The 26,872-nt window shown below is 71.6% G+C and carries 22 protein-coding genes; 8 read left to right on the plus strand and 14 right to left on the minus strand.

Annotated features, from left to right (window positions below; translation table 11 throughout):
• Nucleotides 1-73: 73 nt before the first annotated feature.
• Entirely contained in the window at nucleotides 74-3,424 is a 3,351-nt protein-coding gene (locus tag STRBO_RS0136055) for a S41 family peptidase (protein ID WP_020115625.1), read from the plus strand.
• A gap of 115 nt (nucleotides 3,425-3,539) precedes the next feature.
• Here the strand turns inward: STRBO_RS0136055 and STRBO_RS0136060 are convergent, their stop codons facing one another.
• The 4 genes from STRBO_RS0136060 to STRBO_RS0136075 form a co-directional block, all read right to left on the minus strand.
• Entirely contained in the window at nucleotides 3,540-3,833 is a 294-nt protein-coding gene (locus STRBO_RS0136060; protein WP_020115626.1) for a hypothetical protein, read from the minus strand.
• A gap of 94 nt (nucleotides 3,834-3,927) precedes the next feature.
• Nucleotides 3,928-4,821, minus strand: coding sequence for an SDR family oxidoreductase (locus STRBO_RS0136065; RefSeq protein ID WP_005485906.1), 894 nt, complete (start codon nucleotides 4,819-4,821; stop codon nucleotides 3,928-3,930).
• Nucleotides 4,818-5,753 carry an alpha/beta fold hydrolase gene (locus STRBO_RS0136070; protein WP_005485907.1) on the minus strand — a complete coding sequence of 312 codons (936 nt, stop codon included), beginning with the start codon at nucleotides 5,751-5,753 and terminating at the stop codon, nucleotides 4,818-4,820. The genes STRBO_RS0136065 and STRBO_RS0136070 overlap by 4 nt, the downstream gene beginning before the upstream one ends.
• On the minus strand, nucleotides 5,750-7,324 hold the full coding sequence (locus STRBO_RS0136075) for a flavin-containing monooxygenase (protein WP_005485908.1): 1,575 nt from the start codon (nucleotides 7,322-7,324) through the stop codon (nucleotides 5,750-5,752). The genes STRBO_RS0136070 and STRBO_RS0136075 overlap by 4 nt, the downstream gene beginning before the upstream one ends.
• 190 nt (nucleotides 7,325-7,514) lie before the next feature.
• Between STRBO_RS0136075 and STRBO_RS0136080 the strand changes: the two genes are divergently transcribed.
• Nucleotides 7,515-8,147: a MerR family transcriptional regulator gene (locus STRBO_RS0136080; protein WP_020115628.1), complete on the plus strand. Its 633-nt coding sequence runs from the start codon at nucleotides 7,515-7,517 to the stop codon at nucleotides 8,145-8,147.
• A 236-nt stretch (nucleotides 8,148-8,383) separates the two neighbouring features.
• Here the strand turns inward: STRBO_RS0136080 and STRBO_RS0136085 are convergent, their stop codons facing one another.
• Nucleotides 8,384-11,590 (minus strand): AfsR/SARP family transcriptional regulator, encoded by a 3,207-nt coding sequence (locus STRBO_RS0136085; protein ID WP_005485910.1) that lies wholly within the window; start codon nucleotides 11,588-11,590, stop codon nucleotides 8,384-8,386.
• Nucleotides 11,591-11,914: 324 nt separating this feature from the next.
• Between STRBO_RS0136085 and STRBO_RS0136090 the strand changes: the two genes are divergently transcribed.
• On the plus strand, nucleotides 11,915-13,177 hold the full coding sequence (locus STRBO_RS0136090) for a hypothetical protein (RefSeq protein WP_005485911.1): 1,263 nt from the start codon (nucleotides 11,915-11,917) through the stop codon (nucleotides 13,175-13,177).
• A gap of 692 nt (nucleotides 13,178-13,869) precedes the next feature.
• On the opposite strand, the gene STRBO_RS0136095 is transcribed toward STRBO_RS0136090, so the two are convergent.
• Together STRBO_RS0136095 and STRBO_RS0136100 are read right to left on the minus strand one after the other, a co-directional pair.
• On the minus strand, nucleotides 13,870-16,116 hold the full coding sequence (locus STRBO_RS0136095; RefSeq protein WP_005485918.1) for an ATP-binding protein: 2,247 nt from the start codon (nucleotides 16,114-16,116) through the stop codon (nucleotides 13,870-13,872).
• Nucleotides 16,117-16,243: 127 nt separating this feature from the next.
• Nucleotides 16,244-17,038: an exodeoxyribonuclease III gene (locus STRBO_RS0136100; RefSeq protein ID WP_028797045.1), complete on the minus strand. Its 795-nt coding sequence runs from the start codon at nucleotides 17,036-17,038 to the stop codon at nucleotides 16,244-16,246.
• A 153-nt stretch (nucleotides 17,039-17,191) separates the two neighbouring features.
• Here STRBO_RS0136100 and STRBO_RS0136105 point away from each other — a divergent pair, with 153 nt between their 5' ends.
• Complete coding sequence (locus STRBO_RS0136105) at nucleotides 17,192-17,668, plus strand: GNAT family N-acetyltransferase (protein WP_028797046.1); 477 nt, start codon at nucleotides 17,192-17,194, stop codon at nucleotides 17,666-17,668.
• 216 nt (nucleotides 17,669-17,884) lie between these two features.
• Here STRBO_RS0136105 and STRBO_RS0136110 read toward each other — a convergent pair whose 3' ends face one another.
• From STRBO_RS0136110 to STRBO_RS0136130, 5 genes are all read right to left on the minus strand, one after another.
• Nucleotides 17,885-18,562 carry a DUF4276 family protein gene (locus tag STRBO_RS0136110; RefSeq protein ID WP_005485920.1) on the minus strand — a complete coding sequence of 226 codons (678 nt, stop codon included), beginning with the start codon at nucleotides 18,560-18,562 and terminating at the stop codon, nucleotides 17,885-17,887.
• 9 nt (nucleotides 18,563-18,571) lie between these two features.
• Nucleotides 18,572-19,699, minus strand: coding sequence for an AAA family ATPase (locus STRBO_RS0136115; protein WP_237547684.1), 1,128 nt, complete (start codon nucleotides 19,697-19,699; stop codon nucleotides 18,572-18,574).
• Nucleotides 19,700-19,884: 185 nt separating this feature from the next.
• Nucleotides 19,885-21,474 carry a serine/threonine-protein kinase gene (locus tag STRBO_RS0136120; protein ID WP_005485922.1) on the minus strand — a complete coding sequence of 530 codons (1,590 nt, stop codon included), beginning with the start codon at nucleotides 21,472-21,474 and terminating at the stop codon, nucleotides 19,885-19,887.
• A gap of 120 nt (nucleotides 21,475-21,594) precedes the next feature.
• Nucleotides 21,595-22,446, minus strand: a complete 852-nt coding sequence (locus STRBO_RS0136125; RefSeq protein ID WP_005485924.1) for a helix-turn-helix domain-containing protein — start codon at nucleotides 22,444-22,446, stop codon at nucleotides 21,595-21,597.
• Between the two features lie 15 nt (nucleotides 22,447-22,461).
• Nucleotides 22,462-23,220: a DUF6879 family protein gene (locus tag STRBO_RS0136130; protein WP_020115631.1), complete on the minus strand. Its 759-nt coding sequence runs from the start codon at nucleotides 23,218-23,220 to the stop codon at nucleotides 22,462-22,464.
• Nucleotides 23,221-23,552: 332 nt separating this feature from the next.
• Between STRBO_RS0136130 and STRBO_RS0136135 the strand changes: the two genes are divergently transcribed.
• Together STRBO_RS0136135 and STRBO_RS0136140 are read left to right on the plus strand one after the other, a co-directional pair.
• Nucleotides 23,553-24,053 (plus strand): hypothetical protein, encoded by a 501-nt coding sequence (locus STRBO_RS0136135; RefSeq protein ID WP_005485926.1) that lies wholly within the window; start codon nucleotides 23,553-23,555, stop codon nucleotides 24,051-24,053.
• A 72-nt stretch (nucleotides 24,054-24,125) separates the two neighbouring features.
• A complete protein-coding gene (locus STRBO_RS0136140) occupies nucleotides 24,126-24,782 on the plus strand; it encodes a class I SAM-dependent methyltransferase (RefSeq protein WP_005485927.1) in 657 nt (218 codons plus the stop codon).
• A gap of 186 nt (nucleotides 24,783-24,968) precedes the next feature.
• Here STRBO_RS0136140 and STRBO_RS0136145 read toward each other — a convergent pair whose 3' ends face one another.
• Complete coding sequence (locus STRBO_RS0136145) at nucleotides 24,969-25,238, minus strand: hypothetical protein (RefSeq protein ID WP_005485928.1); 270 nt, start codon at nucleotides 25,236-25,238, stop codon at nucleotides 24,969-24,971.
• A complete protein-coding gene (locus STRBO_RS45215; RefSeq protein WP_028797047.1) occupies nucleotides 25,235-25,549 on the minus strand; it encodes a hypothetical protein in 315 nt (104 codons plus the stop codon). The genes STRBO_RS0136145 and STRBO_RS45215 overlap by 4 nt, the downstream gene beginning before the upstream one ends.
• Before the next feature lie 155 nt (nucleotides 25,550-25,704).
• Here STRBO_RS45215 and STRBO_RS0136155 point away from each other — a divergent pair, with 155 nt between their 5' ends.
• Together STRBO_RS0136155 and STRBO_RS45220 are read left to right on the plus strand one after the other, a co-directional pair.
• Complete coding sequence (locus STRBO_RS0136155; protein WP_005485930.1) at nucleotides 25,705-25,977, plus strand: GntR family transcriptional regulator; 273 nt, start codon at nucleotides 25,705-25,707, stop codon at nucleotides 25,975-25,977.
• A 104-nt stretch (nucleotides 25,978-26,081) separates the two neighbouring features.
• On the plus strand, nucleotides 26,082-26,798 hold the full coding sequence (locus tag STRBO_RS45220; protein WP_020115632.1) for a hypothetical protein: 717 nt from the start codon (nucleotides 26,082-26,084) through the stop codon (nucleotides 26,796-26,798).
• The last annotated feature ends 74 nt before the right edge of the window (nucleotides 26,799-26,872 follow it).

Raw genomic sequence — 26,872 nt, forward strand, 5'->3', positions numbered from 1 at the left:
CCCGGAGCAAGGAACGGACGGGGAACAAGGGACGCGGCGGGAGCAGGACCCGCGCCCGGAGCAAGGGACGCCGGTGCAAAGGGCAAGCCGCGAACAGAGGGTCGGCCGCGCGCAGGAGGGCGGCCATGGACAAGCGGCGGCCCCGGACGCCGGCTACCTCCGCTTCCCCCACCTCAGCGGCGACCGCCTCTGCTTCGTGGCCGAGGACGACCTGTGGCTGGCCCCCCTCGACGGCTCGGACCGCGCCTGGCGGCTCACCGTCGACCGTACGAAGGTCGCCTGCCCGCGTTTCTCGCCCGACGGCCGGCACATCGCGTACACGAGCTGGCGGAGCATCACCCCGGAGATCCATCTGACCCCGGTGGACGGCGGGGCCCCCGCACGCCGGCTCACGCACTGGGGCAGTCCCGACACCGAGGTACGCGGCTGGACGCCCCAGACCGCCGGCACGAAGGGCCGGTCGGACATCCTGGCCGTCGCCTCCCACGGCGAGCCCTTCTCGTACTTCACCTGGGCCTACAAGGTCCGCACCGACGGCGACCCCGGCCGCAAACTGCCCTGGGGCCCGGTCTCCGACGTCCAGTCCGCCGAGATCGACGGCGAGCGCCGCACCCTGCTGCTCACCGGAACGCCCCCGCACGAACCGGCCTCCTGGAAGCGCTACCGGGGCGGGGCCACGGGCCGCCTCTGGCTGCACGGCGAACGGCTGCTGGCCGACCTCGACGGGCACCTGCACTCCCCCGTGTTCGTCGGCGGCCGGATCGCCTTCCTCTCCGACCACGAGGGCGTCGGCAACCTCTACTCCTGCGCGTACGACGGCTCCGACCTGCGCCGGCACACCGACCACGACACCTTCTACGCCCGGCACGCGGCGAGCGACGGCACCCGGGTGGTGTACCAGTGCGCCGGCGACCTGTGGATCGTCGACGACCTCGCCGCCGACGCCACCCCCCGCCGCCTGGACGTGACCCTCGGCGGCGCTCGCACCGGGCGGCGGCGGTACCAGGTGCCGGCCGCCCAGCACGTCGACGGCCTCTCGGTCGACGAGACGGGCCGGGCGAGCGCGGTCGTCGTGCGCGGCAGCCTCTACTGGCTGACCCACCGCGACGGCCCCGCCCGGACCATCGCCGACACCCCCGGCGTACGCGTCCGGCTGCCCGAGATGCTCGGCTCCGGCGGGCAGGTCGCGTACGTGACCGACGCGGACGGTGAGGACGCGATCGAGATCACCCACCTCCCCCGGGCCACCGGCGACCGTGCACCCCGCCGCCTCGCCTCCGGGGGCCTCGGCCGCGTCCTGGAACTGGTGGCGGACCCGCGCGGCGAACGTCTCGCCGTCGCCGCGCACGACGGCCGCGTCCTCCTCCTGACCGTGCCCGACCGAGCGGCTGCCGCCGCGGGGACGGAGGAGTCGAACGGCGAGGTCACCGAACTCATCGCCTCCCTCAACGGCCCCGTCCGCGACCTCGCCTTCTCCCCCGACGGCGCCTGGCTGACCTGGTCCCATCCCGGCATCGGCCGCACCCTGCGCCAGATCAAGATGGCCCGGATCAAGGACCGCCTCATCCTCGACGTGACGAGCGGCCGCTTCGAGGACGAGAACCCGGTCTTCACGCGGGACGGCCGCTACCTCGCCTTCCTGTCCTGGCGCGGCTTCGACCCGGTGTACGACGTGCACACCGGCGACCTGTCCTTCCCGCTCGGCTGCCGCCCCTACCTGGTCCCGCTCTCCTCCGCCACCCCCTCCCCCTTCGCCCTGAACCCCGACGGCCGCCCGGTCGCCGGAGGCATGGACCCGACCGAGGACGAGGACACCGACGGAACGGTCACCGTGGAGACCGAGGGCCTGGAGAACCGCGTCACCCCCTTCCCCGTCACCGCCTCCAAGTACTCGGCGCTGCACCCGGTCTCCGGCGGCGGTCTCGTCTGGCTGCGCTGGCCCATTTCGGGCGCCCTGGGCGAGACCTTCGCCGACCCGGACGACATGACCGGCCGCCCGACCCTCGAACACTTCGACATCAGCAGGGCGAAGAGGTCCGAACTGGTGCAGCACCTGGACTGGTTCGCGGTCAGCGGCGACGGCTCACGGCTGGTCGTGGTGGACGAGGTCGACCTGCGTGCCGTCCCCTCCACCGAGTCCGGCGACAGCGACTCGACCGTCTGGATCGACCTCCGGCGCGTCCTGCACGAGGTCGACCCGGCCGCCGAGTGGCGCCAGTCGTACGCGGAGGCCGGGCGCCTGATCCGCGCCTACTTCTGGGACCCGGGGATGAGCGGCATCGACTGGGACGCGATCCTCGACCAGTACCGCCCGCTGGTCGAACGGGTCGCCTCCCCCGACGAGTTCGCGGACCTGCTGCGGGAGGTGCTCGGCGAACTCGGCACCTCCCACGCCTACGTCACCGCCGCACGCCGCAACGAGGGCCCGCCCCACTACCAGCGCCGCCAGGGGCTCCTCGGTGCCAACCTCGTCCGCCGGGACGACGACTGGACGGTCCGCCGCATCCTGCCCGGCGACTCCTCCGACTCCAAGGCCCGCTCCCCGCTGGCCGGCACCGGCATCAGGGAGGGCGCCGCGCTGACCCACGTCGACGGCCGCCCGGTGGACCCGACGACCGGCCCGTACCCCCTGCTGGCGGGCGCGGGCGGCACGACCGTCGAACTGACCTTCTCCCCGGCCGAGGGCGAGGGCCGTGCCCGGCGCGTGGCCGTGGTCCCCCTGCTCGACGAACGCCCCCTGCGCTACCAGGACTGGGTGGCCAAACGCCGTGAAGTGGTCCGGGAGCTGAGCGGCGGCCACTGCGGCTATCTACACATCCCGGACATGGGCGGCTCCGGCTGGGCCCAGTTCAACCGCGACCTGCGCATGGAGGTCTCCCGGCCCGCCCTGATCGTCGACGTGCGCGGCAACGCGGGCGGCCACATCAGCGAGCTGGTGGTGGAGAAGCTGAGCCGCACGATCCTCGGCTGGGACCTGACCCGGGGCGCCCAGCCGGTGTCGTACGCGTCCAGCGCCCCGCGCGGCCCGGTGGTGGCCCTGGCCGACGAAGCGACCTCGTCCGACGGCGACATGATCACCGCCGCCTTCAAACTCCTCGCGCTCGGCCCCGTGGTCGGCCTGCGCACCTGGGGCGGCGTCGTCGGCATGACCGGCCGCCACCAGCTCGGCGACGGCACGGTCATCACCGTCCCCATGAACGCCGCCTGGTTCGACGCGTACGGCTGGACCATCGAGAACCGAGGCGTCACCCCGGACCTGGAGACCCTGCGCACCCCCCTGGACTGGGCCGAGGGCCGCAACACCCAGCTGGAGGCGGCGGTGAACCTGGCCCTGGACCTCCTCAAGACCCACCCCCCGGCGGACCCCCCGGACCACACGAACACCCCGGACAGGTCCCGCCCGAAGCTGCCGAACCGCCACTGACGGCGACGCAAGGGGCCACTGCCGAAGCCGCCGTATCGCCACCGACAACGACGCAGGGCGCCCTCCCAAAGGAGGGCGCCCCACGTTCGGCGTCGCCGAAGCCTGGTCCGGACGACTACACGTCCTGCCGGAACCGGTCCTCGTCGTCCCGCACCAGCCGCTCGGACTCCTCGTCCCGCCGCTGGGCACCACGCTGCGGCTGACCGTGCTCACGCTGCGGCTGACGCTCGCGCTGCGGCTGGCCGTGCTCACGACCGGGCTCACGACCGGGCTCACGACCGGGCTCCCGCCCGTGCTGCTCGCGCTCACGCTCACCAGGCCGCTGAGCCCGCTGCCGCTCCTCCGGCGACTGTCCGGCCTTCCGCTTCAGCTGCTCAGCCTTGTCCTGGAACTGGTCCTTCATGCCCATGTGGATTCACTCCCGTTGTGGGTGAGGGGATCGGGCCTCGACCAGACAAACACGCACGAACACGCCCCGCATGTCGATCAGTCACGCTCGGTCATCAGGCGTCCGGCGCCCCGGCCCCCCGCGTCCGCTCGTCCGCGGCCCCACCGGCCCCCACCAGCCCCTTGGCGACCCCGCGGAGCCGAGGCTCCATGCGCCGCACCTCGCGCGGCGCGAACGTCCCGATGAGCCCCGGGAGATACCCGCGTACGCCCTGCATCCCCCGCAGCCACCACTGCCCGTACACATGACTCGACCGCCGCTCGATCCCGGCGACCAGCCGGTCCACCGCCGGTCCCAGCGGATACGTCTTCCCGGCCGGCCACGGCAGCCGTTCCCGCAACTCCCGCAGCGCCTCGTCCTTGTCGGCGCCCCGCACCATGTCCGTGTCCGTCCAGGACAGATACCCGACCCCGACACCCACGCCCTGATGCGCGACCTCGGCCCGCAGACAGTGCGCGTACGCCTCGACGCCCGACTTGGACGCGCAGTACGCCGTCATCATCGGCGCCGGGGTGATCGCGGCGAGGGAGGCGATCTGCAGCAGATAGCCCCGGCTCTCGATCAGCGCCGGCAGGAACGCCCGCCCGGTGACGGCCGATCCGACGAGGTTGACCTCGACGACCCGCCGCCAGGACTCCGGGTCGGAGTCGACGAAGGGCCCGCTGTTGGCGACGCCCGCGTTGGCGACGACGATGTCGACCCGTCCGAACCGCTCCTTGACCTCCTCGGCGACCCGGGCCATGGCCTCGTGGTCGGTGACGTCGGCGTGCCAGTACGCGCAGTCTGCGTACAGCCGCTCCGACACCCGCTTCAGCTCGTCCGGTTCGAGGCCGACGAGCGCGACCTTCACCCCCCGCACCGAGAGCTTGCGCGCGAGGAGTTCCCCGACGCCCCGCGCGGCCCCGGTGACGACCGCGACCCGCCCCCGCAATGTGCTGCCGTCGCTCATGCGCCCGCCTCCTCCAACTCGTCCTGCCCGGCACGTACATACAGCGCGGCCAGCCCGCGTATGCGGGCGCTGACCGCTTCCGGCGCCTCCACCGGAGCCATGTGTCCGACGCCGGTCAGCTCGCTCACGCCCACGCAGTCGGGCAGCGCGGCGGCCAGCGCCCGCGCGTGCACGGGCGGGGTCATCCGGTCCGCCGTGCCCACGACGACGGCCGTCGGCACCGTCAACTCCCGGACGCGCTGGTCGAGATCGAGCGAGGCGAGGACATGCGACCAGGCGTGCCGCACCCGGGCCGGGCACGCGTGCACGATCCGCGCGCACGCCTCGACCATCACCGGCGACGCGCCGGGGCCCATGGTCGCGTACTTGAGGATGCGCCGGGCGACCGGCGTGACCGGCCCGAGCGGCGCCCGCGCGCCGAGGACCCTCTCCGTGAGCCAGGTGCGTACGCGTCCGGGCCGCATCGGCACGACCAGCGACTCGCCGGCCAGCTTCGAACTGCCCGTGCTGCACAGCAGGACGGCCGCCGCGTGCTCCCGCAGGCCCGGCCGCCCGGCGGCCGCCATGAGCGTCATCCCGCCCATGGAGTGCCCGGCCAGCACCGCCTTCTCACCCGGCGCGAGCGTCGCGGCGAGCACCGCCTCCAGGTCGTCGGCGAGGGCGTCCGCGCTGCACACGGCGGAGGCGGGGCTGCGGCCGTGGCCGCGCTGGTCGTAGACGACGACCCGGTGGTCGACGGCGAGGTCCCGCACCTGCGCCGCCCAGTACGCCGTCGAACACGTCCAGCCGTGCACCAGCACCACCGCCGGCGCGTCCTGCGGGCCGTGCACCTCGACGTGCAGCCGCGCCCCGTCGGCGGACACGGCCGCCAACTCCCTTACGGCGACGGGCGGCGCGTAGGGCCCGTGCTTCACATGGGTCAGTCGGGTCACGCTCCGGCCTCCACCTTCGCCAGGTCGCCCGTCCCGGGCGTCTCCTCGTTCTCCGTACCCGGCCGGGCCGCCCGCAGCACCGTGTACTCGCTCAGATCGACACGCCGGGTCGCACTCCGGAACTCGCTCGTCGTGCCCGGCCAGACGGTCGTGTTGCGGCCGTCGGCGTCGAGGTACCAGCTGGTGCAGCCGCCCGTGTTCCAGACCGTGCGCTCCATGCGCTTGTGGACCCGCTGGCTCCAGGCCGCCACGGCGGCGGGCCGGGCGTCCAGGGCGACCCGGCCGCCCAGCACGTCCAACTGCCGTACGAAGTCCGCCATGTAGTTCAGCTGGGACTCGATCATCAGGATCATGCTGGAGTTCCCCAGGCCCGTGTTGGGCCCGATGATCGTCATCCAGTTCGGGAACCCGGCGGCCGACGCCCCGCGCAGCGCCTGCATCCCGCCGTCCCCCCACGCCTCGGCGAGGGTCCGGCCGTCCGCGCCCACGACCCGGTCGGCGATGGGCATGTCGGTGACATGGAACCCGGTGCCGAAGACGATCGCGTCGACCTCGGCGGCGGACCCGTCGGCGGCGACCAGCGTGGAGCCGTCGACCTTGGCCAGCCCGGACGCGATCACGTCGACGTTCGGCCGGGTGAGCGCCGGATAGTAGGTGTTGGACAGCAGGATGCGCTTGCAGCCGATGCGGTAGTCGGGGGTGAGCCGGGCGCGCAGCTCCGGGTCGCGCACCGCGCGGGCCAGGTTCCGCTTCGCCACCCGCTCCACCAGGCCCAGCACCTTGGGGCGCTTGGTGAAGGCCTGCACCTGAAGCTCCCGGACGCCCCACAGCACGCCGCGCCGCGCCTGCGCGGTGAAGGGCAGCTGCCGGTGCAGCCACTGCTCGACGCCGCCGATGCCCCGGTCCACCCGCGGCATCACCCACGGCGGGGTCCGCTGGAAGAGGGTCAGCCGGCCGACCTCGGGCGCGATCGCCGGCACGATCTGGGCCGCGGAGGCCCCCGTGCCGATCATCGCGACCCGCTTGCCGCGCAGGTCGTAGTCGTGGTCCCAGCGGGCGGAGTGGAAGACCTTGCCGGGGAAGGTGCCGAGCCCCGGCAGCTCGGCCTCGGTGGGGATCCGCGGATCGGAGAGCGGGCCGGTCGCGGAGACGACCAGGTCGGCGCAGAGCCGCCCGCCGCTGGTCTCGATGTCCCAGCACAGCCGCTCCCCGTCCCAGGCCATCCTCAGCACCTCGGAGTCGAAGCGGATGTGCGGCCGCAGTCCGAAGACGTCCGTCACATGCTCCAGATAGGCCCGGATGTGCTCCTGCCCGGAGAAGGCGCGCGGCCACGCGTGGTGGGGCGCGAAGGAGAACGAGTACAGATGGGACGGTACGTCACAGGCGCACCCGGGGTAGTCGTTGTCGCGCCAGGTGCCGCCGACGGCACCGGCCCGTTCCAGGACGACGAAGTCGGTGATCCCCTCGCGCCGCAGCCGCACGGCCGCGCCGAGCCCGCCGAACCCGGACCCGACCACCGCCACCCGCACATGCGGCACCCGCTCCCGCCCGCCCTGCCCCTGCCCGGCCATCCGGTACCTCCACGCCTCATCGCGTGCGCACACCGCGTTCGCACCCCACGTCCGCGCCAGTAATCACTGGCGCAGTGGGGAGCGTAGGGCAGGACCGTACCGATGGGTAGGGGTCAGGCACTCTGGAGTTACCAGCGGTACGACATAGGCTGCGCGCGTGGCAGAAGACGGCGAGCGACACGAGTACCGCATGGAGGAGCTGGCCGGGAAGGCCGGCATCACCGTACGCACCCTGCGCTTCTACCGGGAGCGCAAACTGATCCCGCCACCCCGCCGCGAGGGCCGTATCGCCTGGTACGACGACACCCACCTGGCCCGGCTGCGCACGATCTCGGCGCTGCTGGAGCGCGGCCACACGCTCAGCGGGATCGCCGAGCTGGCCGAGGCCTTCGACCAGGGCCGCGACGTGGGCGACCTGCTGGGCCTCGGGGACCCCACCGAGGAGGTCCCGGTCCGTCTCTCCCCCGAGGAACTGGCCGACCACTTCGGCGACCAGTCGACCCCGGAGAACCTCGCCGCCGCCCTGGACCTCGGCTATCTCGCCACCGACGGCGGCGAGATCGTGCACATCAGCCGCCGCCTCCTGGACGTCTCGGCGGCCCTGGTCCGCGAGGGCGTCCCCCTCGCCGACGTCCTCGCCGTCGGCCGCCGCGTACGCGAACACACCGACGCCCTGGCCACCCTCTTCACCGACCTCATCCTCACCCAGCCCGGCCGCACCCCCGAAGACCTCCACCGCCTCCGCCCGTTGGCCAAGAGCGTGACGGAGGCGGAGCTGTCGCTGGCGCTGGACAGGCGACTGAGGAAGTCGACAAATAAATAGGGGGCGAATAGTCCCCGCGGGCGTCACATTCACTCGAACGAGTGAGCAGAATCGATTCGACTGATCGCCAAGTGAGCTAACGTAAGCTCAAACGTCGATCTGACGTTCCACTTTCTGATACTTTTTCGACCGGGAGAGAAGTGCGCACGCTCGCCGTTTGTTTCGCCACCGCCGCTATTCTCGTCATGAACATGACCTCGGCGCACGCCGAGTGCATTTGGTAGGCCCGCCGGCCCTCAGGAGCCGGTAGCACCCCAGTCGTCGAACAGGCGGTGCAGCTCAGCCGCCTCCCCGTCCGCCCCGAGCCTCCGGTACACCGCCAGCGCGCGTTCCGCGTGGGCTCGGGCGGACCGAATGTCGTGCATGCGCAGGCCCACTCGGGAAATACCGGCCAGTGCGCGCGCCGAGCACAGGGAATACCCGTGCTCGTGCGCGATGGACAGCGCGTTCCGATAGGTCTCCAGCGAGATGCCCCACCGCCTCTCCCGGTAATGCGTGTCGGCAATTCCGAGGAGAGCCCTCTGCCGCTCGTACGAATTGTCAATACGACGGGCGACCTCCTCCGCCGCACCGAAGTGCGTCAGGGCTTCCGCCGTGCGCCCGGCACCCGCGCACGTCTCGCCCAGGGAGATCAGGGTGTTGACCTCACCGATGGCGTCCCCGCCCGCCCGATGGCTCGCCAGAGCCCGGCGGAAACAGGAGAGCGCCCACTGCGACTGACCGGTCGCGGCGTACACGGCACCGAGGTTGGTGTCGAGAATCGCGAGCTCCTTCTTCCCGCCGATCTCGCGCATCAGGGCCAGGGCGTGCTCGTAGTGGTAGCGGGCCTCGTCGTGGAGTCCCAGAGCGAGCCGAATGTCCCCGAGGTTGTTCCATGCGACGGCCTCACCGTGACGGTCGCGCAGCTCCCGGTTGATGCCCAGCATCGTCCGGAAGCAGTGCGTCGCCTCGGTGTACTCCGCCCTGTGCACCCGGGCCGTGCCCTGCACATTGAGGGTCGCGGCTATTCCGTGCCGGTCGCCCACAGTGCGGTAGAGCACCAGGCACCGGTCCAGTTCCCGCAGGCACGCCTCGCCGCGCCCCGCCCCCAGATGGGCACGGCCGATCTCCAGCGACGCGTCGGCCCGCCCCCGGGTGTCGCCGAGCTTGTCGAACAGGGCCAGCGCCTCGGTCGCGGCGGCGAGAGCCGCGCCGTGGTTCTCCCGGGCCAGCACGCTCGCCCGCTCCACCAGCGTCCGGGCCAGGGCCGACCGGTCCTCGCCGGCGCGCAGCGCGGTCAGGGCGGCGGCCTGCAGTTCGGCGGTGATGTCGTGCGTCCCCCAGCGCTGCAGGGAGTGGGCCAGGACGTGCGGGAACAGGGCGGCGAACTCGGGGAACTCCGCCGCGGCCGTGCGCGCCACGGCCAGCAGGTTGCCCCGCTCGACCGTCAGCCACACCGACGCCTCGTCGGCGGCGGACTCGGCGTGGGGGGCCGTCGTGAAGCCGGGGCCGATCGGCGCGACCAGTTCCGGCGGGACGTGGCGTCTGCGGCGACGCGGATGGGCGAGCCGGTCCGCCCGGTCGGCGGCCGTGAGGTAGTAGGACATCAGCCGCCGCAGGGCCGCACGGCGCTCGGCCGGCGGATCCTCCCGGCGGCCGAGCCGGCCGCCGAACGCGCGTGCCAGGTCGTGCAGTTGGTAGCGGTCCCGGACCGGCTCGTCCAGCAGGTGACGGTCCAGCAGCGACTCGGCGGCACGGCGCACCGCACCCGGTTCGACATCGCCGGAGAGCGCCATCGCCGCCTCCAGGGTGATGTCGGGGCCCGGGTGCAGGGCCAGCCCACGGAAGAGTCTGCGCGCCGAGGCGTCCAGGTCGGCGCAGGACATCTCCAGGGCGGCGGCGACCCGCTCGTCGAACTCCTCCAGCCGGTCGGTGGCGCCGTCCAGCCGGTCCGCGACGTACTCCAGATCCCAGGTGTCCCGGTGCCGGAACCGGCTCGCGTGCAGTTGCAGGGTGAGCGGGTGCCGCCCGCACAGTTCCACGACGCGGCGCAGGGCGGCGGTGTCGCAGACGCGGGCCGCCCCCGCGATCCGGGCGAAGAGCGCGGCGGCCTCGGACACCGGGAGCACGTCCAGCGACAGCGAGGTGGCGCCGTCCAGTTCGGTGAGCCGGTTGCGGCTGGCCACGATCGCGTGGCAGTCCGGGGAGCCGGGCAGCAGCGGGCGGATCTGCTCGGCGTCCCGGACGTTGTCGAGCACCACCAGCACCCGGTGCCGGGCCGTCCACTCGCGCCAGCGCGCGGTCCGCTCGTCCAGGGTGACCGGCAGCGGATCGGGGACCCCGACGGTGTGCAGCAGGAACGCCAGCGCGTCCGCGGGGTCGCAGGGCGGCTGGTCGCTGTAGGCACGCAGGTCCACATAGAACTGACCGTCCGGATAGCGTCCGCGCATCCGGTGCGCGGCGTGCACGATCAGCGCGGACTTGCCGACACCGGGCATGCCGTGCACCACGGTGACCGGCAGCGCGGTGCCGCTGTCGCCGGGCCCCCGGTCGGCGAGCAGCATGTCGATCTCACTCGCGCGGCCGGTGAAGTCCCTGGTGTCACGCGGCAGGCTGCTTCCCGGATGCCTGGCCGCCGGGTCCGTCGCCCCCCGGGCACCGCCCCGGCCGGCCCCGAGTCCGTCGGCCGCGGGGGGCAGTTCCCGCAGGGTGGGGTCCTGTCCGAGGATGCGGAGCTGCAGTTCCCGCAGCTCCGTGCCGGGGTCGATGCCGAGTTCCTCGTTCAGCCGGGTGCGCGTCGTGCGGTACAGGGCCAGGGCCTCGCCGTCCCGGCCGGACCGGTACAGGGCCAGCATCAGGGCGGTGACGGCCTGTTGGGCCAGCGGGTCGAGGGAGACCAGCTCGTGGAGTTCGCCCAGGAGATCGGCGTGGCGGCCCAGCTCCAGTTCCAGTCGGATGCGCTCCTCCCGGACCCGGCGGTGGTCCTCGGTCAGCCGCGCGCGGGCGGACGCGGCCCAGTCGCCGGTGAACTCCGCGAACGGCTCCCCCCGCCACAGCGAGGCGGCTTTGTGCAGCAGCCCGACCGCGTACTCCCGGTCCCCGCGCCCGGCCGCCGCGCGGGCCTCGCCGCGCAGCCGCTGCAGCCGTACGAAGTCCACGTCGTCCGCGTGCTGGACGCGCAGCCGGTAGCGGCGCGGGGACGGGCGCTCCAGCAGGGCCCGGTCACCGACGGCGCGCCGCAGCCGGTTGCGCAGCCGGGAGAGGTAGGTGTGCAGCGTCTCCACGGCGGTCACCGGTACCTCGTCGTCGTCCCAGACCCGTTCGACGAGCGTATCGACGGCGACGGGATCGCCCTGGGCGTAGAGGAGGACCGCGAGCACCCGGCGCTCCTTCAGAGATCCGAGCGGGTACTGCCGTCCCTCGTGCCACAGTTCGAGCGGCCCGAGCGCAAGAAGGTGCACCACTTCCCCCAGGTGGTTCGCTTCGTCCAGGCGTCTTCCGCGGTCGTGCTTTCCTCGCGCCGGCGGTCTCCGCACGGGCGGCCGGTGGATCGCACATCTGTCCACCTCGTGTCTCACTGTCGCCACCCCGCCGGAAGGAACAGAGGTGCAAGGCAGGGCGCACAGTCGCGCGAAGGGGCGCACAGGGCGGTGTGGGGAAATCCGCGCGGGAAGGTGCAAGTTTTCTGCAAGCCCGGCGTCCAGCCTCCCGGGGATACCCAGGTCTGTGGCCGCGCACCAACCGGAGGCGGCCACCTCTCAACTCGGTTGATCCACGGGGGAGTTCAGATGAGTCTGCTGATGCCGGACGCCGACCGGCGCCCTGCCGTGCCCTTGCGTCTGGATGTCGAGCGCTGGGCGACCTTCCGCATCCGCAAGCGTGTGCTCGCGGTGGTGCACACCGTGACCTCCGCCCGCCGGCTGCTCGACGCGGTCCGGCTGCTGGAGGGGGATCCGCGGGTGCAGGTCATGTTCACGGTGGCCGGTGACGTCTTCAACCACGGCGTGGACGAGTTCCTGGACGACACCCGGGCGCTCGTCGTGCCCTGGGGCCAGGCGGTGCACACACGCTTCGACCTCGCGCTGGCCGCGAGCTACGGAAGTCTGCACGAACTGAACGTGCCGGTGATCGTGCTCCCGCACGGCGCCTCGTACAACAGACGGGTCTCCCTGCCCCAGGACCGCCGCGTCCGGCTGCCCGCCGTGCGCGAGGTGTACGGACTGGGCCGGCAGTGGCTGATCCGCGACGGGGTGGTGGTGCCCGCGGCGATCGTCCTGGCCCACGAGGACGACAGGACCCGTCTGGGCCGGGAGTGCCCCGAGGCACTGCCGGTGGTCGAGGTGGTCGGGGACCCCTGCTACGACCGCGTCGCCGCGAGCCTGCCCGCACGGGACCTGTACCGGCGCGCGCTCGGCGCGGCGCCCTGGCAGGAGCTCGTCCTCGTCTGCTCGACCTGGGGACCCGACTCCCTGCTCGGACGCCACTGGGGCCTCCTCGAACAGTTGACCGCCCAGCTGCCCCGGGAGGAGTTCCGCGTCGTGGTCATGCTCCACTCCAACGTCTGGAACGCCCACAGCGAATGGCACATCCGCAGCGCCTTCGCCGAGCTGAGCCGATGCGGCATCGGGCTGGTCAGCCAGCACGCGGAATGGAGCGGTGCGGTGGTCGCGGCCGACTACATCGTGGGAGACCACGGCTCCGTGTCGCTGTACGGGACGATGACGGGCGCCCGGCTGCTGACGTCCGGCTCTCCAGACACGGACCTCGATCCCTCGTCGCCGATGGCCGAGCTGCGCTCGCTGGCGCCGTGGATCGACACGGACCGGCCGCTGCTCCGCCAGCTGCGGCAGAGCTCCGTCGCCTACCGCCCGGACCGGTACGCGCGCGTCGCGGCCCGGATCAGTTCCGAACCGGGCCGGTTCGCCCGGCGGATGCGCGCCCTCCTCTACCGGAAGCTGCGCCTGCGCGCTCCGGTCGCCCGCCTCGCCCCGGAGGCGGCGGCGCCGCCGGTCCTGGTCCGGTACGGGGCACCCGACGGCGCCGGGGCGTGAGACCGGGTCGTGAAGCCGGGAGATGGAGCCGGGAGGTGGAGCCGGGAGGTGGAGCCGGGAGGTGGAGCCGGGAGGTGGAGCCGGGAGGTGGAGCCGGGAGGTGGAGCCGGGAGGTGGAGCCGGGAGGTGGAGCCGGGAGGTGGAGCCGGGAGGTGGAGCCGGGAGGTGGAGCCGGGAGGTGGAGCCGGGAGGTGGAGCCGGGAGGTGGAGCCGGGAGGTGGAGCCGGGAGGTGCATGCGGCTGGGGAGCCGGTACGTGGGGCCGTGCGCGCCGTCGGCCCGGCCGGGGCGTTCGTGTCGTTCGTGCCGGACCGGGCGGCGTCGCCACGGCCGTCGACGAGCGGTCGTACGTGCGACCGCCCGCCCACGCCCCCCATCCAGCACCACCCCGGCCTCAGGCCTCAAGCCTCAGGCCTCAGGCCTCAGGCCTCAGACTTCCGGCTCCCGGCTCGCGGCTCGCGGCTCGCGGCTCGCGGCTCGCGGCTCGCGGCCTCAGGCTTCCGGCTCCCGGCTCCCGGCCTCGGGCTTCCGGCCTCAGCTCCCGGCTCCCGGCCTCAGGCCTCCGGCTCCCAGCTCCCGGTCTCAGGCCTCCGGCTCCCACCTCCCGGCTCCCGGCTCCCGGCTCCCAGCTCCCAGCTCCCGGCTCCCGGCTCCCGGCCTCGGGCTTCCGGCCTCAGCTCCCGGCTCCCGGCCTCAGGCCCCGGCCACGAGTCGCAGTCGCTCGCGCAGTTCGTCGGCCTGTCCCGGCTGGTTCGCAGCGACCGCCAGCGCGAGCGCCCGCTCGTAGCGGTCCCGGGCGAGAGCACGCTGCCCCCGGCCCTCGGCCACCGCGCCCAGCGCGTGCAGCGCCCGGGCCGTCTCGGAATCCGCTCCCACGGCGCCGAGATCGGCGAGCGCTCCGGAGAGCAGTCGTTCCGCCTCCTCGTGTTCGCCTCGTGAGAGGGCGGACCGGCCGAGCAACGTGGCCGCGCGGGCGGCGTTGTAGGGGTCGTCCGCGTCCAGCAGCACGGCCCGTGCCGCGGCAGCCCCTTCGGCGGCCTGCCGCGGACGGCCGAGGGCGAGGTCGACGTCGGCCGCGTTGAGCCGGGCGAGTCCGCCCGCGCGTTCGTCCCCGTGTCGGGGGAGTTCGACGGCCGCACGGGCGAACAGGGCGGCCGCTTCATCCAGTTGCCCCAGGCGCTGGTGGGCCAGACCCGCGTAGTTGAGCGTGCGGGCGTGGCCGAGCGGGTCGCCCAGGGAGGCGAAGAGCCGGGACGCCTCCTCGAACATCTCCAGCGCCCGCCCGTGCCTGCCGCACCCGAGTTCGCCCTGGCCCCCGGAGGTGAGCATGCGGCACACGGCCTCGGTGTCGCCCACCTCGCGGGCCGCCGCCAGCCCCTCCTCGTACGCGGCGAGCCACTCGTCGTAGTGCTTGCGCCGGATGAAGAGGGGCCCCAGGGCATCGGCGAGCTGCCAGCAGGTCTCCGGCGCGCCCGCCGCCCTGGCGCGCCGGAGCACGGCCATGAGCTGGGGCAGTTCACGCTCCAGCCAGTCCAGTGCGGCCCGTGGTCCGGGGCCCGGGTCCCCCTCGACCACCGGCCCGGGGCCGTAGGAACGCGCACGCAGTGGGTGATACGGCTCGACGGCCCTCTCCGCCCGAGTCGCGGTGGCCAGATAGTGGTCCGCGACCCGGCGGAACGCGGCCGCCCGTGCCGCCTCGGACTCGTCCTGCGCGGCCTTCTCCACCGCGTGCAGCCGGACGAGGTCGTGGAAGCGGTAGCGGTCCTCGCCGGCGTCGATCAACAGATGGGCGTCGTAAAGGTTCTCCAGCGCGTGCTCCGCGCCGGAGTGACGGGCAGCGCTACCGCCGCCGGGCGGCCCGGAGGCGGCCCCGGATTCCGTCCGGTCGGCGGTGGGCACGCCGGCCAGGACCGCCGCCGCGACGGTGTCCTCGAACTCCCTGCCGGGGTGCACGCCGAGCAGCCGGTAGAGCCGGGCCGCCGTCTCGGGCAGTCCCCGGTACGACAGGTCCAGCGCGGCCCGCACGCCCCGGTCGCCCTCGATCGCGAGCCCGTCCAGTCTCCCCCGCTCGGCGGCGAGGGCCCGCACCATCGCGCCGATCCGCCGACCCGGCCGTGCGGCGAGCCGTGCGCCCGCGACGCGCACGGCGAGCGGCAGCCCGGCGCACAGAGCCACCAGGGCCCGGGCGTCGTCGGACTGGGTGGCCACGCGGTCGTCGGCGAGGGTCGCCGCGAGCAGTTCCACCGCGGCCTGAGGAGCGAGGGGTTCCAACTGCAGCTGGTAGCACCCTTCGAGCGCCAGACCCGACATCCGCCGCCGACCGGTCACCAGGGTGAGGGTCCGTCCGCCCGGCAGCAGCGGCCGTACCTGGGCGGCCGTGTCCGCGTCGTCGAGCAGGACCACGAGCGCGCGCTCGGCGGTCAACGACCGGTACAGCGCGGCCCGTTCCTCAAGGCCGTGGGGCACCTGCCGCGGCGGCACTCCCAGCCCCCGCAGAAATCCGCTCAGCACCTCGGCGGGGTCGGCCGGCCCCGACGGCGACTGGGCGCCCAGGTCCGCATACAGCTGACCATCGGGGAAGTCCGCACGCAGCCCGTGCAGCCAGGACAGGGCGAGGGCGGTCTTTCCCACCCCTCCGAGGCCGCTCACGGCGGCGAGGACGGGATGCCCTCGGCGGGAAGACGAGGCGCGGTGGTGTTCCAGGCGCTCGATCTCGGCCGTGCGGGCGGTGAGGGGCACCGCGGGAGGAAGCTGCCACGGCACCGTCGCGGGCGGCCGCGGAGCGGCCGGAGCGACGGTCCGGACCTGCACTCCGCCGTACACGACGGCGGCCTGCACGCTGGGCCCGTGCACGACGCCGCCGAGTTCGTTGTGACTGTCCGGCCCCTGCCCTCGTTCCTGCGCCTGCCCCTGCCCCTGCCCCTGCCCCTGCCCCTGCACGACTCCCCCTCCGACCGGTATGCACCGTCCGCCGGTAGGGAGTATGTCCGCACAGCGATCGAACAACCGAGGGTGCTCGGCGCGGAGCGTCAGGAACGCGGGACCCGGGTCGCTCGCCGGGGCCGCCTCACAGGTCGTAGACGACCGTCACCGGCGCATGGTCCGACCATCGCTCCGCGTGCGTCGCGGCCCGCTCCACGAACCCCTTGACCGCCTTGGCGGCGAGCCCGGCCGTGGACACCTGATAGTCGATGCGCCATCCCGAATCGTTGTCGAACGCCCGCCCCCGGTACGACCACCAGGTGTACGGCCCCTCGACTTCGGGGTGCAGGTCACGCACGACGTCGACGTACCCCCCGTCCCCCGCGTCGAGGACCTGCCCGAGCCAGGCCCGCTCCTCCGGCAGGAACCCGGAGTTCTTCTGGTTGGCCCGCCAGTTCTTGAGGTCGGCCTGGCGGTGGGCGATGTTCCAGTCGCCGCAGACCACGACCTCGCGACCGTCGGCGGCGGCCCGCTCCCGGAGTTCCTTCAGATAGGGGAGGAACTCCCCCATGAACCGCACCTTCTCGTCCTGCCGCTCGGTGCCGACCTCGCCGGAGGGGAGGTAGAGGCTGGCCACGGTCACACCGGGCAGGTCGGCCTCGACGTACCGACCGCTGCCGTCGAACTCGGCCGACCCGAAGCCGATCCGGACCCGGTCGGGCTCACGCCGGCTGTAGAGCGAGACCCCCGCGCGCCCCTTGGCGGCGGCCGGGGCGTGCACGACGTGCCACCCCTCGGGCTGCCGCACCCCTTCGGGGAGTTGCTCGGGCTCGGCCCGCACCTCCTGCAGGCACACCACGTCCGCCGAGGTCCCGGCGAGCCACTCGACGAAGCCCTTCTTCGCGGCGGCCCGCAGCCCGTTCACATTCACAGAGGTCACAGTCAGCACCCGGGCACGATACCCGTACCGTGGACGGGGTCCGGATTCGGCACAGATCACCCCGGACGCCCGCGGTCCCGGCCGCCGCGATTCCGGACGCCCGCGGTCCCTGCCGTCCCGAAGGAAATCATGCATAGATGTACGATGCAGGGCATGATTATCCGCCCCATGCCCTTCGATCACCCCGACGCCGTCAAGCTGAACGACGAGGTACAGGCCGAGTACAGCGTCCGCTACGGCGACGACGGCGACGCCACCCACATGGACCCGGCACACTTCCTGCCACCGAGGGGCCTGTACCTGATCGCCTACGACCCGCACGGCAGACCCCTTGCCACGGGCGGCTGGCGCAGCCAGGACACCAACGACGAGGGCAACCTGGACGGCGACGCCGAGATCAAGCGGATGTACGTCACCCCCGAAGCACGCGGTCTGGGCCTGGCCCGCCGCATGCTCGCCGCGCTGGAGTCCGACGCCCGCGCCGCCGGCCGCACCCGCATGGTCCTCGAAACCGGCACCAAGCAGCCCGAGGCCGTCTCCCTCTACACCTCCAGCGGCTACGAGCCCTGCGCGAAGTTCGGCTACTACCGCTTCCACGACCTGAGCCTGTGCTTCGCGAAGGACCTCTGACACGCGGGGAAAGCGGCCCGCGCGGGGCCGAGCTCCAAGGCACCGCCGAGCGTGGCGGACCGCACAGGGTCGGCAAGGGGCCCACCGGCCGCCTCGCCCCGCCCCACACCTGTCCCCTTCGTCCGGCCGGCTCGGGCAAGCGGCGGCATCGGAATGTGGACGAAGTGCGGGAGGCGAGGGTGTGAACGACGGTGCGCGGGGTCGAAACCGTCCCGGTCAGAGTGTCGTGGTTCCGTCGGCTCCGCCTTCGAGTTGGTTCAGCCAGGTGTCGAGATGCGGGCAGACGGCACGCAGGGCGTCGAGGCCGAGCAGATCCACAGCGTCGGGCCCGTCCACGACCTTGTTGTAGCGGGGGTAGTCCCGCAGGATCCGTTTCGACGGAGCCGTCCGGGGACTGTCGTTGACCCGCTCGGGACCTCCGGCCGTGGCCACTTGGGCACGCAGGACATCACCGAGGCCGGGCAACTGGACCAGCTCGGACAGCTCGCCCGCCGCAGCGAGCACCCATGCCTCCGTCTCGTGCAGGGCGAGAAACGGCAGGAACCGACGGTGATCGATGCCCCGCCCCATGGCGTCCTCGACGTGGCACACCCTGGCGTACGGATCACCGGTCGGGGCATCGGCGAGGCCCGGGGTGTCCGCAGGCAACCCGTACAGGTCGAACATGGTGGTCACCATGTCGAGAGCCGTGTTCTGCAGCAGCCGACGGATCTCGCGCTCGATCGCGGTCCACTTGCCGACCCCTCCCTTGTCGTGCGGCCGTCCGGCAGCCCGCCGAGTCGCGAGGATGACGGGAGTGATCCAGATGTCCCGCTTGACCAGTTCGGGCTGGAACACCAGCTCCACCATGCGTTCCTCTGTCTGGCCCTCCACCAGTACATGCACGTGACGCATAGCCGTGTCTCACCGCTCCCGTTCCGGCCGGGGACGACCGCCCAGCAGGTTCTTCAGCCACAGGTCGCCGAGCGAGTAGTCGTCGAGCCACGCCGTCAGCACCTCCTGGTCCGGCCGCTGAAGCACGGTCGAGCCGTCCACGCGCTCCACGACGACGAGTTCGTCGAGTTCGAACTGGTCGAGCAGGGTGACCGACTGGGTAGCGGCCAGAACCTGGCTGCGGGTGGATGCAGAGCGGAACAACTCCGCCAGAACGGTGAGGGCGAACGGATGCAGGCCCAGTTCAGGCTCGTCCAGCACGAGCATTGCCGGTGGGCGTGGCTGGAGCAACAGCGTGGCCAGACAGACGAAACGCAGGGTGCCGTCGGACAGCGCGTCAGCGGGGAAGACGGTCTCGGACCCGGTCTGCGTCCACCGGAGCGGCACCCGTTTCGCCGTGTCCTCGGTGAGGACGAAATCCCGGAAGAACGGCGCCACGGAACGAACCGTACGCACGATCTTCTGGTAGTCGGCAGGGGACTCCTCCCGCAGACGCAGCAGGCAGGCGGCGAGATTGCGTGCGTCCGGGTGCAGGGCTTCCGAGTCGGACGCGTAGCCCGGCTGCTTCACCGGAGCGCCGGGGGTCGTGTCGTGGAAGTGATAGACACGGCAGCCACGCAGTATGTCCATGGTGTGCCGTGCCACACCGCCCGCCCCACCGGGCCCTGTGTCGGCTACCTCGGCAAGCCTTGACTCACTGTGGCCGGGCCCGATCTCCTGGCGCATCGGCTGCGGGTAGCGACGGGTGTCATGGAACTCCACCACTTCACGAGCGAAGACAAGCTCTCCCCGCCGTGAGGGGACCAGGTACGCCTCGTAGGCATTGACCAGGTCACCGTCGTCCGCCTCCACCCGCAGTCCGATCCCGGCGGTTCCCTTGGCCTCGTCGTGCATCATCGCGGCAGCGCCGCCCCGCAGAGCGACCTCCATGGCCAGTTCTTCGTCGGAGATACGGCCGAGCAACTCCACCGCCTCGATGAAGTTGCTCTTGCCCGCGCCGTTGGGACCGACTAGTACCGTGACCGGGCCCAGGTCCAGCTCGACCTTGCTGATCGACTTGTAGCCGCTGACGGTGATGCGCCGAACCTTGCGTGACATGGTCATCAATCTATCGACGATGACACCCGGCCGGTGGTGCCCGGCCGGTCGCGCTCGGGCTGTGGTCGATCACGCGTGGGTGCGTCGCGCCGGGCACCCCCTACTCCGGCCATGCCACGGTGCGATGCCGGGCGGCTGGGAGTGGCCACGAGTGCCTGCGGCTGCCCGCGAGGTGTTCGAGCGGGTCACCCGGCGGCGTCGCCGTCGAGGTCGAGGCGGATCAGGGCCAGCGCCTCGGCGATCTCGACGGTCATCTCGTCGTCGGGACCGAACACCATGCACATGTCCTGATGGAGCGGTTCGAGGATGCGCCGGGCTTCGACGGCCCGGCCCTGGGCGAGCAGCAGCATCCCGATGTTGTGCCGCAGCTCCACCGCTTCCTCGCTCACGTCGCTGTCGACGGCCCGCACGACGTTCAGCACGCCCTGGAGCGCGGCGAGCGCGTCGGTGACCTGGCCGAGTTCGGCGCGGCACCGGGCCGCCTGCGCGCGGCAGGCGCGGGCCTGCTCGCCGGTGGGCCCGGCGATGCGGGCGTACGCGTCGGCGAGGGCGTCGAACTCCGGCAGGGCGGCCCGGTAGTCGCCGCCGAGGAGACGAATCGCCGCCCGCTGGCGGCGCAGTCCCAGAACCTGCTTGCTCTCGGAGCCGAGGGCGAGGGCGGCGGGTTCGATGACCTCGCCGAGCACCTCGGCGGCCTGCGCGAACCGCTCCTCCTCCAGCAGGGCGTCGGAGCGGGCGTACGCCTCCTTGATGGCCTCGCTCAGCCGGGCGGGGACAGGCAACGGCTGGGCCGCCGGGAGGACGGCCGTGGGCGGCACACCACCGGGGGCGGGCGCCTGGGCGCGGGCGCGGGGCGCGAAGGGGCGACGGAACACGCCCGTCGGGTCGGGCGCGCCGGCCGGCCCGGCATCGGCCGTGCCGGGCTCCTGGCCCGGCGGCGGCAGGAACGGCAGCAGCCGCGCGTACACCTCCTGTGTGTCGGCGGGCCGCGCCTCGGGCGCCTTGCGCAGCAGGTGCAGGACCAGCTCCTCCAGCGCCTCGGGGACGTCGGGCCGCAGCTGTCGCAGCGGGCTGGGGGCGGCGTTGACGTGCCGGTACATCAGCAAGTACTCGCTCTCCGCCTCGAACACGAGGCGCCCGCAGAGGAGTTCGTGCAGCACACAGCCGAGCGCATACAGGTCGGTCTGCGGGGTGATGCGTCCGCCGCGGACCTGCTCGGGCGACATGTACTGGTGGGTGCCGATGGGGCTGCCGGTGGCGGTCAGCTTGGTGACGTCGGTGCGCAGGATCGCCGCGATACCGAAGTCGAGGACCTTCACGGTGCCGTCGCGGGCGACGAGGATGTTGCCCGGCTTGAGGTCCCGGTGGATCACCGGCACGTCGTGCGCGTACGACAGCACGGTCGCGACCTGCGCGGCGACGGCGGCCGCCCAGCTGACCGGCAGCGGCCGGCCGGGATCGAGGTAGGCGGACAGCGGTACGCCGTCGACGAGCTCCATCACCAGGAACAGCCGCTCGTGCGACGCGTCGAGCACCGCGTCGTACACCTGGGGCACACCGGGGTGCTGGATACGCGCGGTGATGCGGGCCTCGCGACGGAACCGCTTGGCGAACTCCTCGGCCAGCTCCGGGGAGGTGACCGACGCCTGCCGGATGAGCTTCACGGCGACGGGCCGGTCGAGCACGGCGTCGTAGCCGCGCCACACGTCGCCCATGCCGCCGTGGCTCAGCTCCTCCAGGAGTTCGTAACGGTCGGAGATCGCCTCCTGCGGCACCTTGCCCCCGGTGTGCGTGATGAACAGTCACGGTCAGGGGTCAAGTGTGACCGCTGCGTCAGGATGCCGTCTAGCGGTCGCGGTGCGACAGGGGCAGGGCGCGCCGCTCAAATGTCGGCGTCAGGGTGAGCGCAACGTTCGTCGTGCCGCGCTGACGAGGTTCTGGGCGTCAGCGCCGTACACGGCGGACTCCCGGAGCGTCTTCCAGGTCCGCAGGTACGTTTCCACGCTGGCTGCGTCGTCGATCCACAACTCCGCGTGCCAGTTCTCGACGATCACCTGACGGTCGTCGTAGATCCAGAATGCGGTCGCCGGGGGAATCTTGAGCGAGGCGGACAGCGGGATGATCCCCAGTTCGACCGTGTCCAGACCGATGGCTCCTGAGAGACGGTCGAGCTGGGCCGCAAGCACCGACGGTGGACAGATCAAGGCGTGAAGGGCGGCCTCCCACAGGAGGAGGCGGAAGTGTTTCGAGGAGTCGTACAGCGCTTCTTGCCGCTTCATGCGGGACCGGACTGCTTCCTCGGTGTCCCGTGGCGATCGTTGTAGCTCCGCGTATCTCGTGAAGATCGACCGTGCGTAGTCCGGAGTCTGGAGAATTCCGAAGATCATGGAGGACTCCCAGCCGCGGAACACCGAGGCGTCGGCATGAGCGCTCAGGTGGGTGTCCTGGACCGCCTTGTGCCCCGAGGCCAGCTGACGCCGCCATGACCTGATGTGGGACTCGAAGCCCCTCAGGCGTGCGACCAGCTCGTCGTACGCCTCCGGCTGACCGGTTGCCTCCGCCCAGTTGCGCAGGTCATCGGGCGTCGGGGTCTGCCTGCCGTTCTCCAGCCTGCTGACCTTGGACTTGTTCCACCCGTACTGCTCGGCGAGCTCAGCACCGGTGAGCCGGCCTCCAGGGGCGGAAAGTCGGAGTTCACGCAGCCGTACTCCGAGTGCTTGCCGTGCCTGCTGGTAGTCCGTGCTCACCGATACGCACCTGCCTCAGTCCTCCTTCGCGGTCAGCTGTGCCGCGAACTCCTCGTACGGGCGGGCATGATGCAGCGCAGCGTCGCGCACCATGGCGTACCGGAGCACCGCAGCAGGCTGCGTGATCAACTCGACGCCGACCAGGTTGTCGGCGTCATCGAACTTGAGCAGCGCGACCAGCCGGGAGTCGAAAATCCAGAAATCCTCGGAGGGCAGGCCAAGGCGGTCGGCATCTTCTCGCCACAGATTGAGGATCCTCTCTCCGACAGCACTGTTACGGCGTGCGTTGTCGAGCAGATAGAGCTGGCCGGCCGTGGGCGGGTTGTCGACGATACGGACACGCTCGAACCGCTTGCCGAGAGCCACCTGCTCGCGGCGCTCCGCGCACCATTCCGCGTCGGCTCCCTCCCAGTTGACGGACTCGCCCCGCATGAACTGGGCGTAGGTGCTGGTGAGCTCGTCCGACGCGTAGCGGCGGCGCGTCTCCAGGCGCCACGCCGTGTGCTCGAACTGTGTGAAGAGCCGGTCGAACTCGTCCAGCCCGATCACGGTGGCCACGTGGACGGCCTCCTTCGGTCCGAAGTCGACCAACAGTTCGCGAGGCACCACGATGGGCACCTCGCTCTCGTTGAGGTGCCGGAGCTGGGCGATGTCGTCGGGGTCGGTGAGCGCCGGGCCGTGCACGATGACCTCGCCTGTGTCGAGATCTTCGTGAAGGGACGGGCATCCGTTGACTCCGCTGCCCGTGCCGTTGAAACGCAGCCGACGTGGCATGATCACGTCCTTCCCTCGGGGACTGATCTCCCAAGCCTCCACGAGACCAACGCCTCGTGTCCGAGCTTTGGTTGGCCTGAATCAGCAACCTTACGCAACTTCGCCCCGCGGCCGAGCAACTTCGCGCAACTTCTGTGGCACCTGACAACGCCCGTTCCCTACCGTCTCGTTCATGGCTGGAGCACACCTACGCCCGGTCCAGCCCGGTCACCCGTAGCCCTCGCTGGAACGGGATCCGCAAGACGCCCGCGCCGCGCTCCCAGCCCGAACAGGCTGACGGGCGGAACGGGCTCGGACCTGCACGGCACGACCTGCCTCCGAAGGAGTAGTCCATGACCGTCACGCTCGACCGACCCACGAGCACCCGCACACGGGACCCGAAGAAACTCCTCAACGCCGTCCAGCCTCACGTCAAACACCTGACGATCAACGTGCTGGACAGCGGCATGACCCTCTGGGACCGCGAGGTCGCCCTGCTGCTGCGCGATCACACGATGGTCCGCGACATGGCCGAGCGCATCCTCGGCGACGCCGTCATGTACACCATCGGCTGCATGGAGCACCCCGAGGTCCACCTGGGCGTCGGCAAGCTCGTCGACATCGGCGTTCACCAGCTCATCCTCGACACGCCCGTGTGGTGGGCCCTCTGCGACGCGTACAACGAGGGCCACTACAAGCACCACGCCCCCTTCATCGAGCGCCGCAGCGACGGCCTGTGCCTGCGCACTGCGGACTTCCTGAAGTCCATCGGCTTCGACGTCGACGAGGAGCTGTGGGCCATCGACGGCACGGACTGCTCGCCGTGCGACAACAAGGTCCCCGACAGCCACTGAATGGCCCCTACCCTGGCCCCTGTCCTCGGCCCCCGGGAGGACAGGGGCCGACCCTTGCGAAGAGGAATCGCCTTGCCCGCACAACACGACATCGCCGCCGAGACGGAGCTGTGGGACACCTACGCCGCTTCCGCCTTCAAGGACGACGCGGAGCCGAGCTTCTGCTGGACCCAGTACGCCGGTCACGGCCCCGGACCAGAGCTACTGGGTAACCCGCGTTCCGCCCTGGAGATCGGCTGCGGCACCGGCCGCGCCCTCGCCTACCTCGCTGAACGCGGCATCACCGCTCGGGGCGTTGACCTGTCTCCCGTCATGGTCAGGAAGACCACTACGAAGTGGGCCGGGACCGGCGCGGAGTTCGTGTGCTCCGAGGTCCTGGAGTATCTGAGCGAGCACGAGGAGGTGTACGACGCGATCTACTCGATCTTCGGAGCCGTCTGGTTCACCGACCCGGGCCGTCTCCTCCCGCTCGTCCGACAGAGGCTCAGGCCCGGTGGCGTCATTGTCTTCTCCCAGCCTCCGGCCATCCCCGGCGCGTACGGTCCGCAGGGCATGTACAAGGGGGGCTTCGCCGGAAAGGCGATGTTCACCTACCGCTACAGCTACCGCCCGGCGGTATGGGAGCGCCTGCTCTCTCGGGCTGGGTTCCGCACAGCCGACGCCCGGATACTCGATGCCCCGCATCCCGGGCACATCGGAACGCTCCTCGTACGAGCAGTCGCACCGTGACCCTGGGCGGTGCATCGCGGTCTCATCCGAGAGCGAGGCGGGCAGCCGAGCGCCACGCGTGCGAGAAGCGTGACGACCGGATACGGACCTGAGGTCAAGGAGCAGCGGTGGAGGCGGGTCAGCGGCGCCCGGGACGAACCCCGGCACCGCTGATCCACCGGTCTCACGACGGAATGCCCTACGCCGTCACTCCCTGTCCCTGTCGGCTGCCATGATGCCGACGCATTCTTCGAGCGCGGCGTGCAACGGCGTGACGAAGGCGGCGAGTTCGGCGTCCGACGCCTTGCCCACCTCCAGTACGGCACCGACGACCGTCACCAGGACGGCGGCGGCCTTCAGGGCGTGCGCGTCGGCCAGCTCCTCAAGACGGCCGCCGGGGCGCGTGACCGCCAGGGCCTCCTTGCCGGTGTCCGGGTCGAGGCCGAGACTGCGTAGACGCGGCGTACTCGTGCTCATACGGCGACCTCCCACGGTACCGGAACGTAGTCCTGCCCCAGCGTCGCCAGGACCGCCGCCCGGCGCCGCTCGCGCTGAAGGCGGCGCCGGTCATGTTCGTCCCGCTCGCGTTCCCATTCGACGACGTACGGCCGGACCAGGGGCATGCCGTCGGCGGTGATGACGTCCTCCGGGTGCGGGCACGTGATCACGGACGGGGGCTCCGGAGCGGGCGGACAGGAGATGGGGGGCGGTGGCGGCGGCGCTGCGGCGCGATGGGCACCCCGGGCGGGCAGGAACAGGGCCAGAATCGCGGCCAGTAGGCTGCGCATAGGTCGACTCCCAATCAGTCGGCTCAGCCTCGGCATGGAAGCTCTCACCCTTCCAGCCGGGGCGTTTCTTTGGGCCATGGTATCGCCTTGTATCGATTCGTCGCGAGACGTATCTCAAAGAGCGTGCATCAGTCGGCTTGCCTAGCGTCAAGTCCATGAACCCTGATGCTGAGATCGACCATGGCGCGCCGCTGACCCCGTACCGGCAACTGGCCGAGATCCTGCGTGGGCAGATTCAGCGCGGTGACTGGCAGCCCGGGCGGATGCTGCCGAGTGAGGCTCAGCTTGTGCAGCGTTACGGGATCGCGCGTACGACCGTGCGGCGAGGGCTCGGCCTGCTGGCCGACGAAGGCTGGGTGTACGCCGTGCCCCAGCGGGGGTGGTTCGTCACCGACCCCCTGCCGCCCTCCCCTGAGACCCCGGCCTAGGGCCAGTTATGCTCTCGGCCGGATTGTTCGGGGGAGGGGCTGGGATGTTTCGTATTGCACGCACGGGCCGTGAGCCCGTTGGGCTTGGTTGGCGAAGAAGCCACGTGTCGGCCTCGGTGCTGATCCTTGCCATGTCGGCAGTGAGCGGGTGTGCGTCGCAAGCTTCCAGCCCGAGCCCCACGGCCACGGTCGAAGCGCGCCCGCTCAGCCAGAAGCAGCTGGAGTCCGCGAGACTGGCCGAAGGGGAAGCGGGACGGTACGGCGTAGGTCTTGGCAGCGAAACGCCAGCGGACATGGAGCCGGGAGAGACCAGCGCCACGCCAGAGGCCTGCCTGCCCGCAATAAAGGTGCTCCTGCATGGCTGGGCGAAAGGCGCGACCGCCTATACCCGCTTCAACCTCAGCGACTCGACGAACACCGTAGGGGTCAGGTCGGTGGCACTGACGAGCTATCACGCTGGTGAGGCCAAGCGAGTGTTCGCCGCGGTTGAGAAGTCACTCCAGGACTGTCCCTCTGTGGTCTACAAACCCATGCTGGGAACCTCGGTGCACGCAAAACTCTCTCTCGGAGAACCACTCGCGCCAGGTGACGAGTCGCTCAGGGCGATCATGAGCTTCTCCATGAAGGGAATCGACAACCACACGGCGTACGGCCTCGTACGCATCGGGAACGTCCTCGCCTGGTTCAAATTCAACGAGACTTTCGGCAGCACTCTGCCGCAGCAGAAGAAGGCAGCTCTCACGCCGGTGCTGCCGGAGAGTCTGGTCGCCCAGCAAGTGAAAAAGGTAGAAACCATCATGGAAACGACTTCGACCCCCTGACCGCCAGCACTTCGCGCCCCTGGCTTCCACATCGGCCGGGCTCGTCCGGCTGGCCGCCGACCAGACCATCTGAG

Source organism: Streptomyces bottropensis ATCC 25435, assembly GCF_000383595.1.
Lineage (GTDB): Bacteria > Actinomycetota > Actinomycetes > Streptomycetales > Streptomycetaceae > Streptomyces > Streptomyces bottropensis.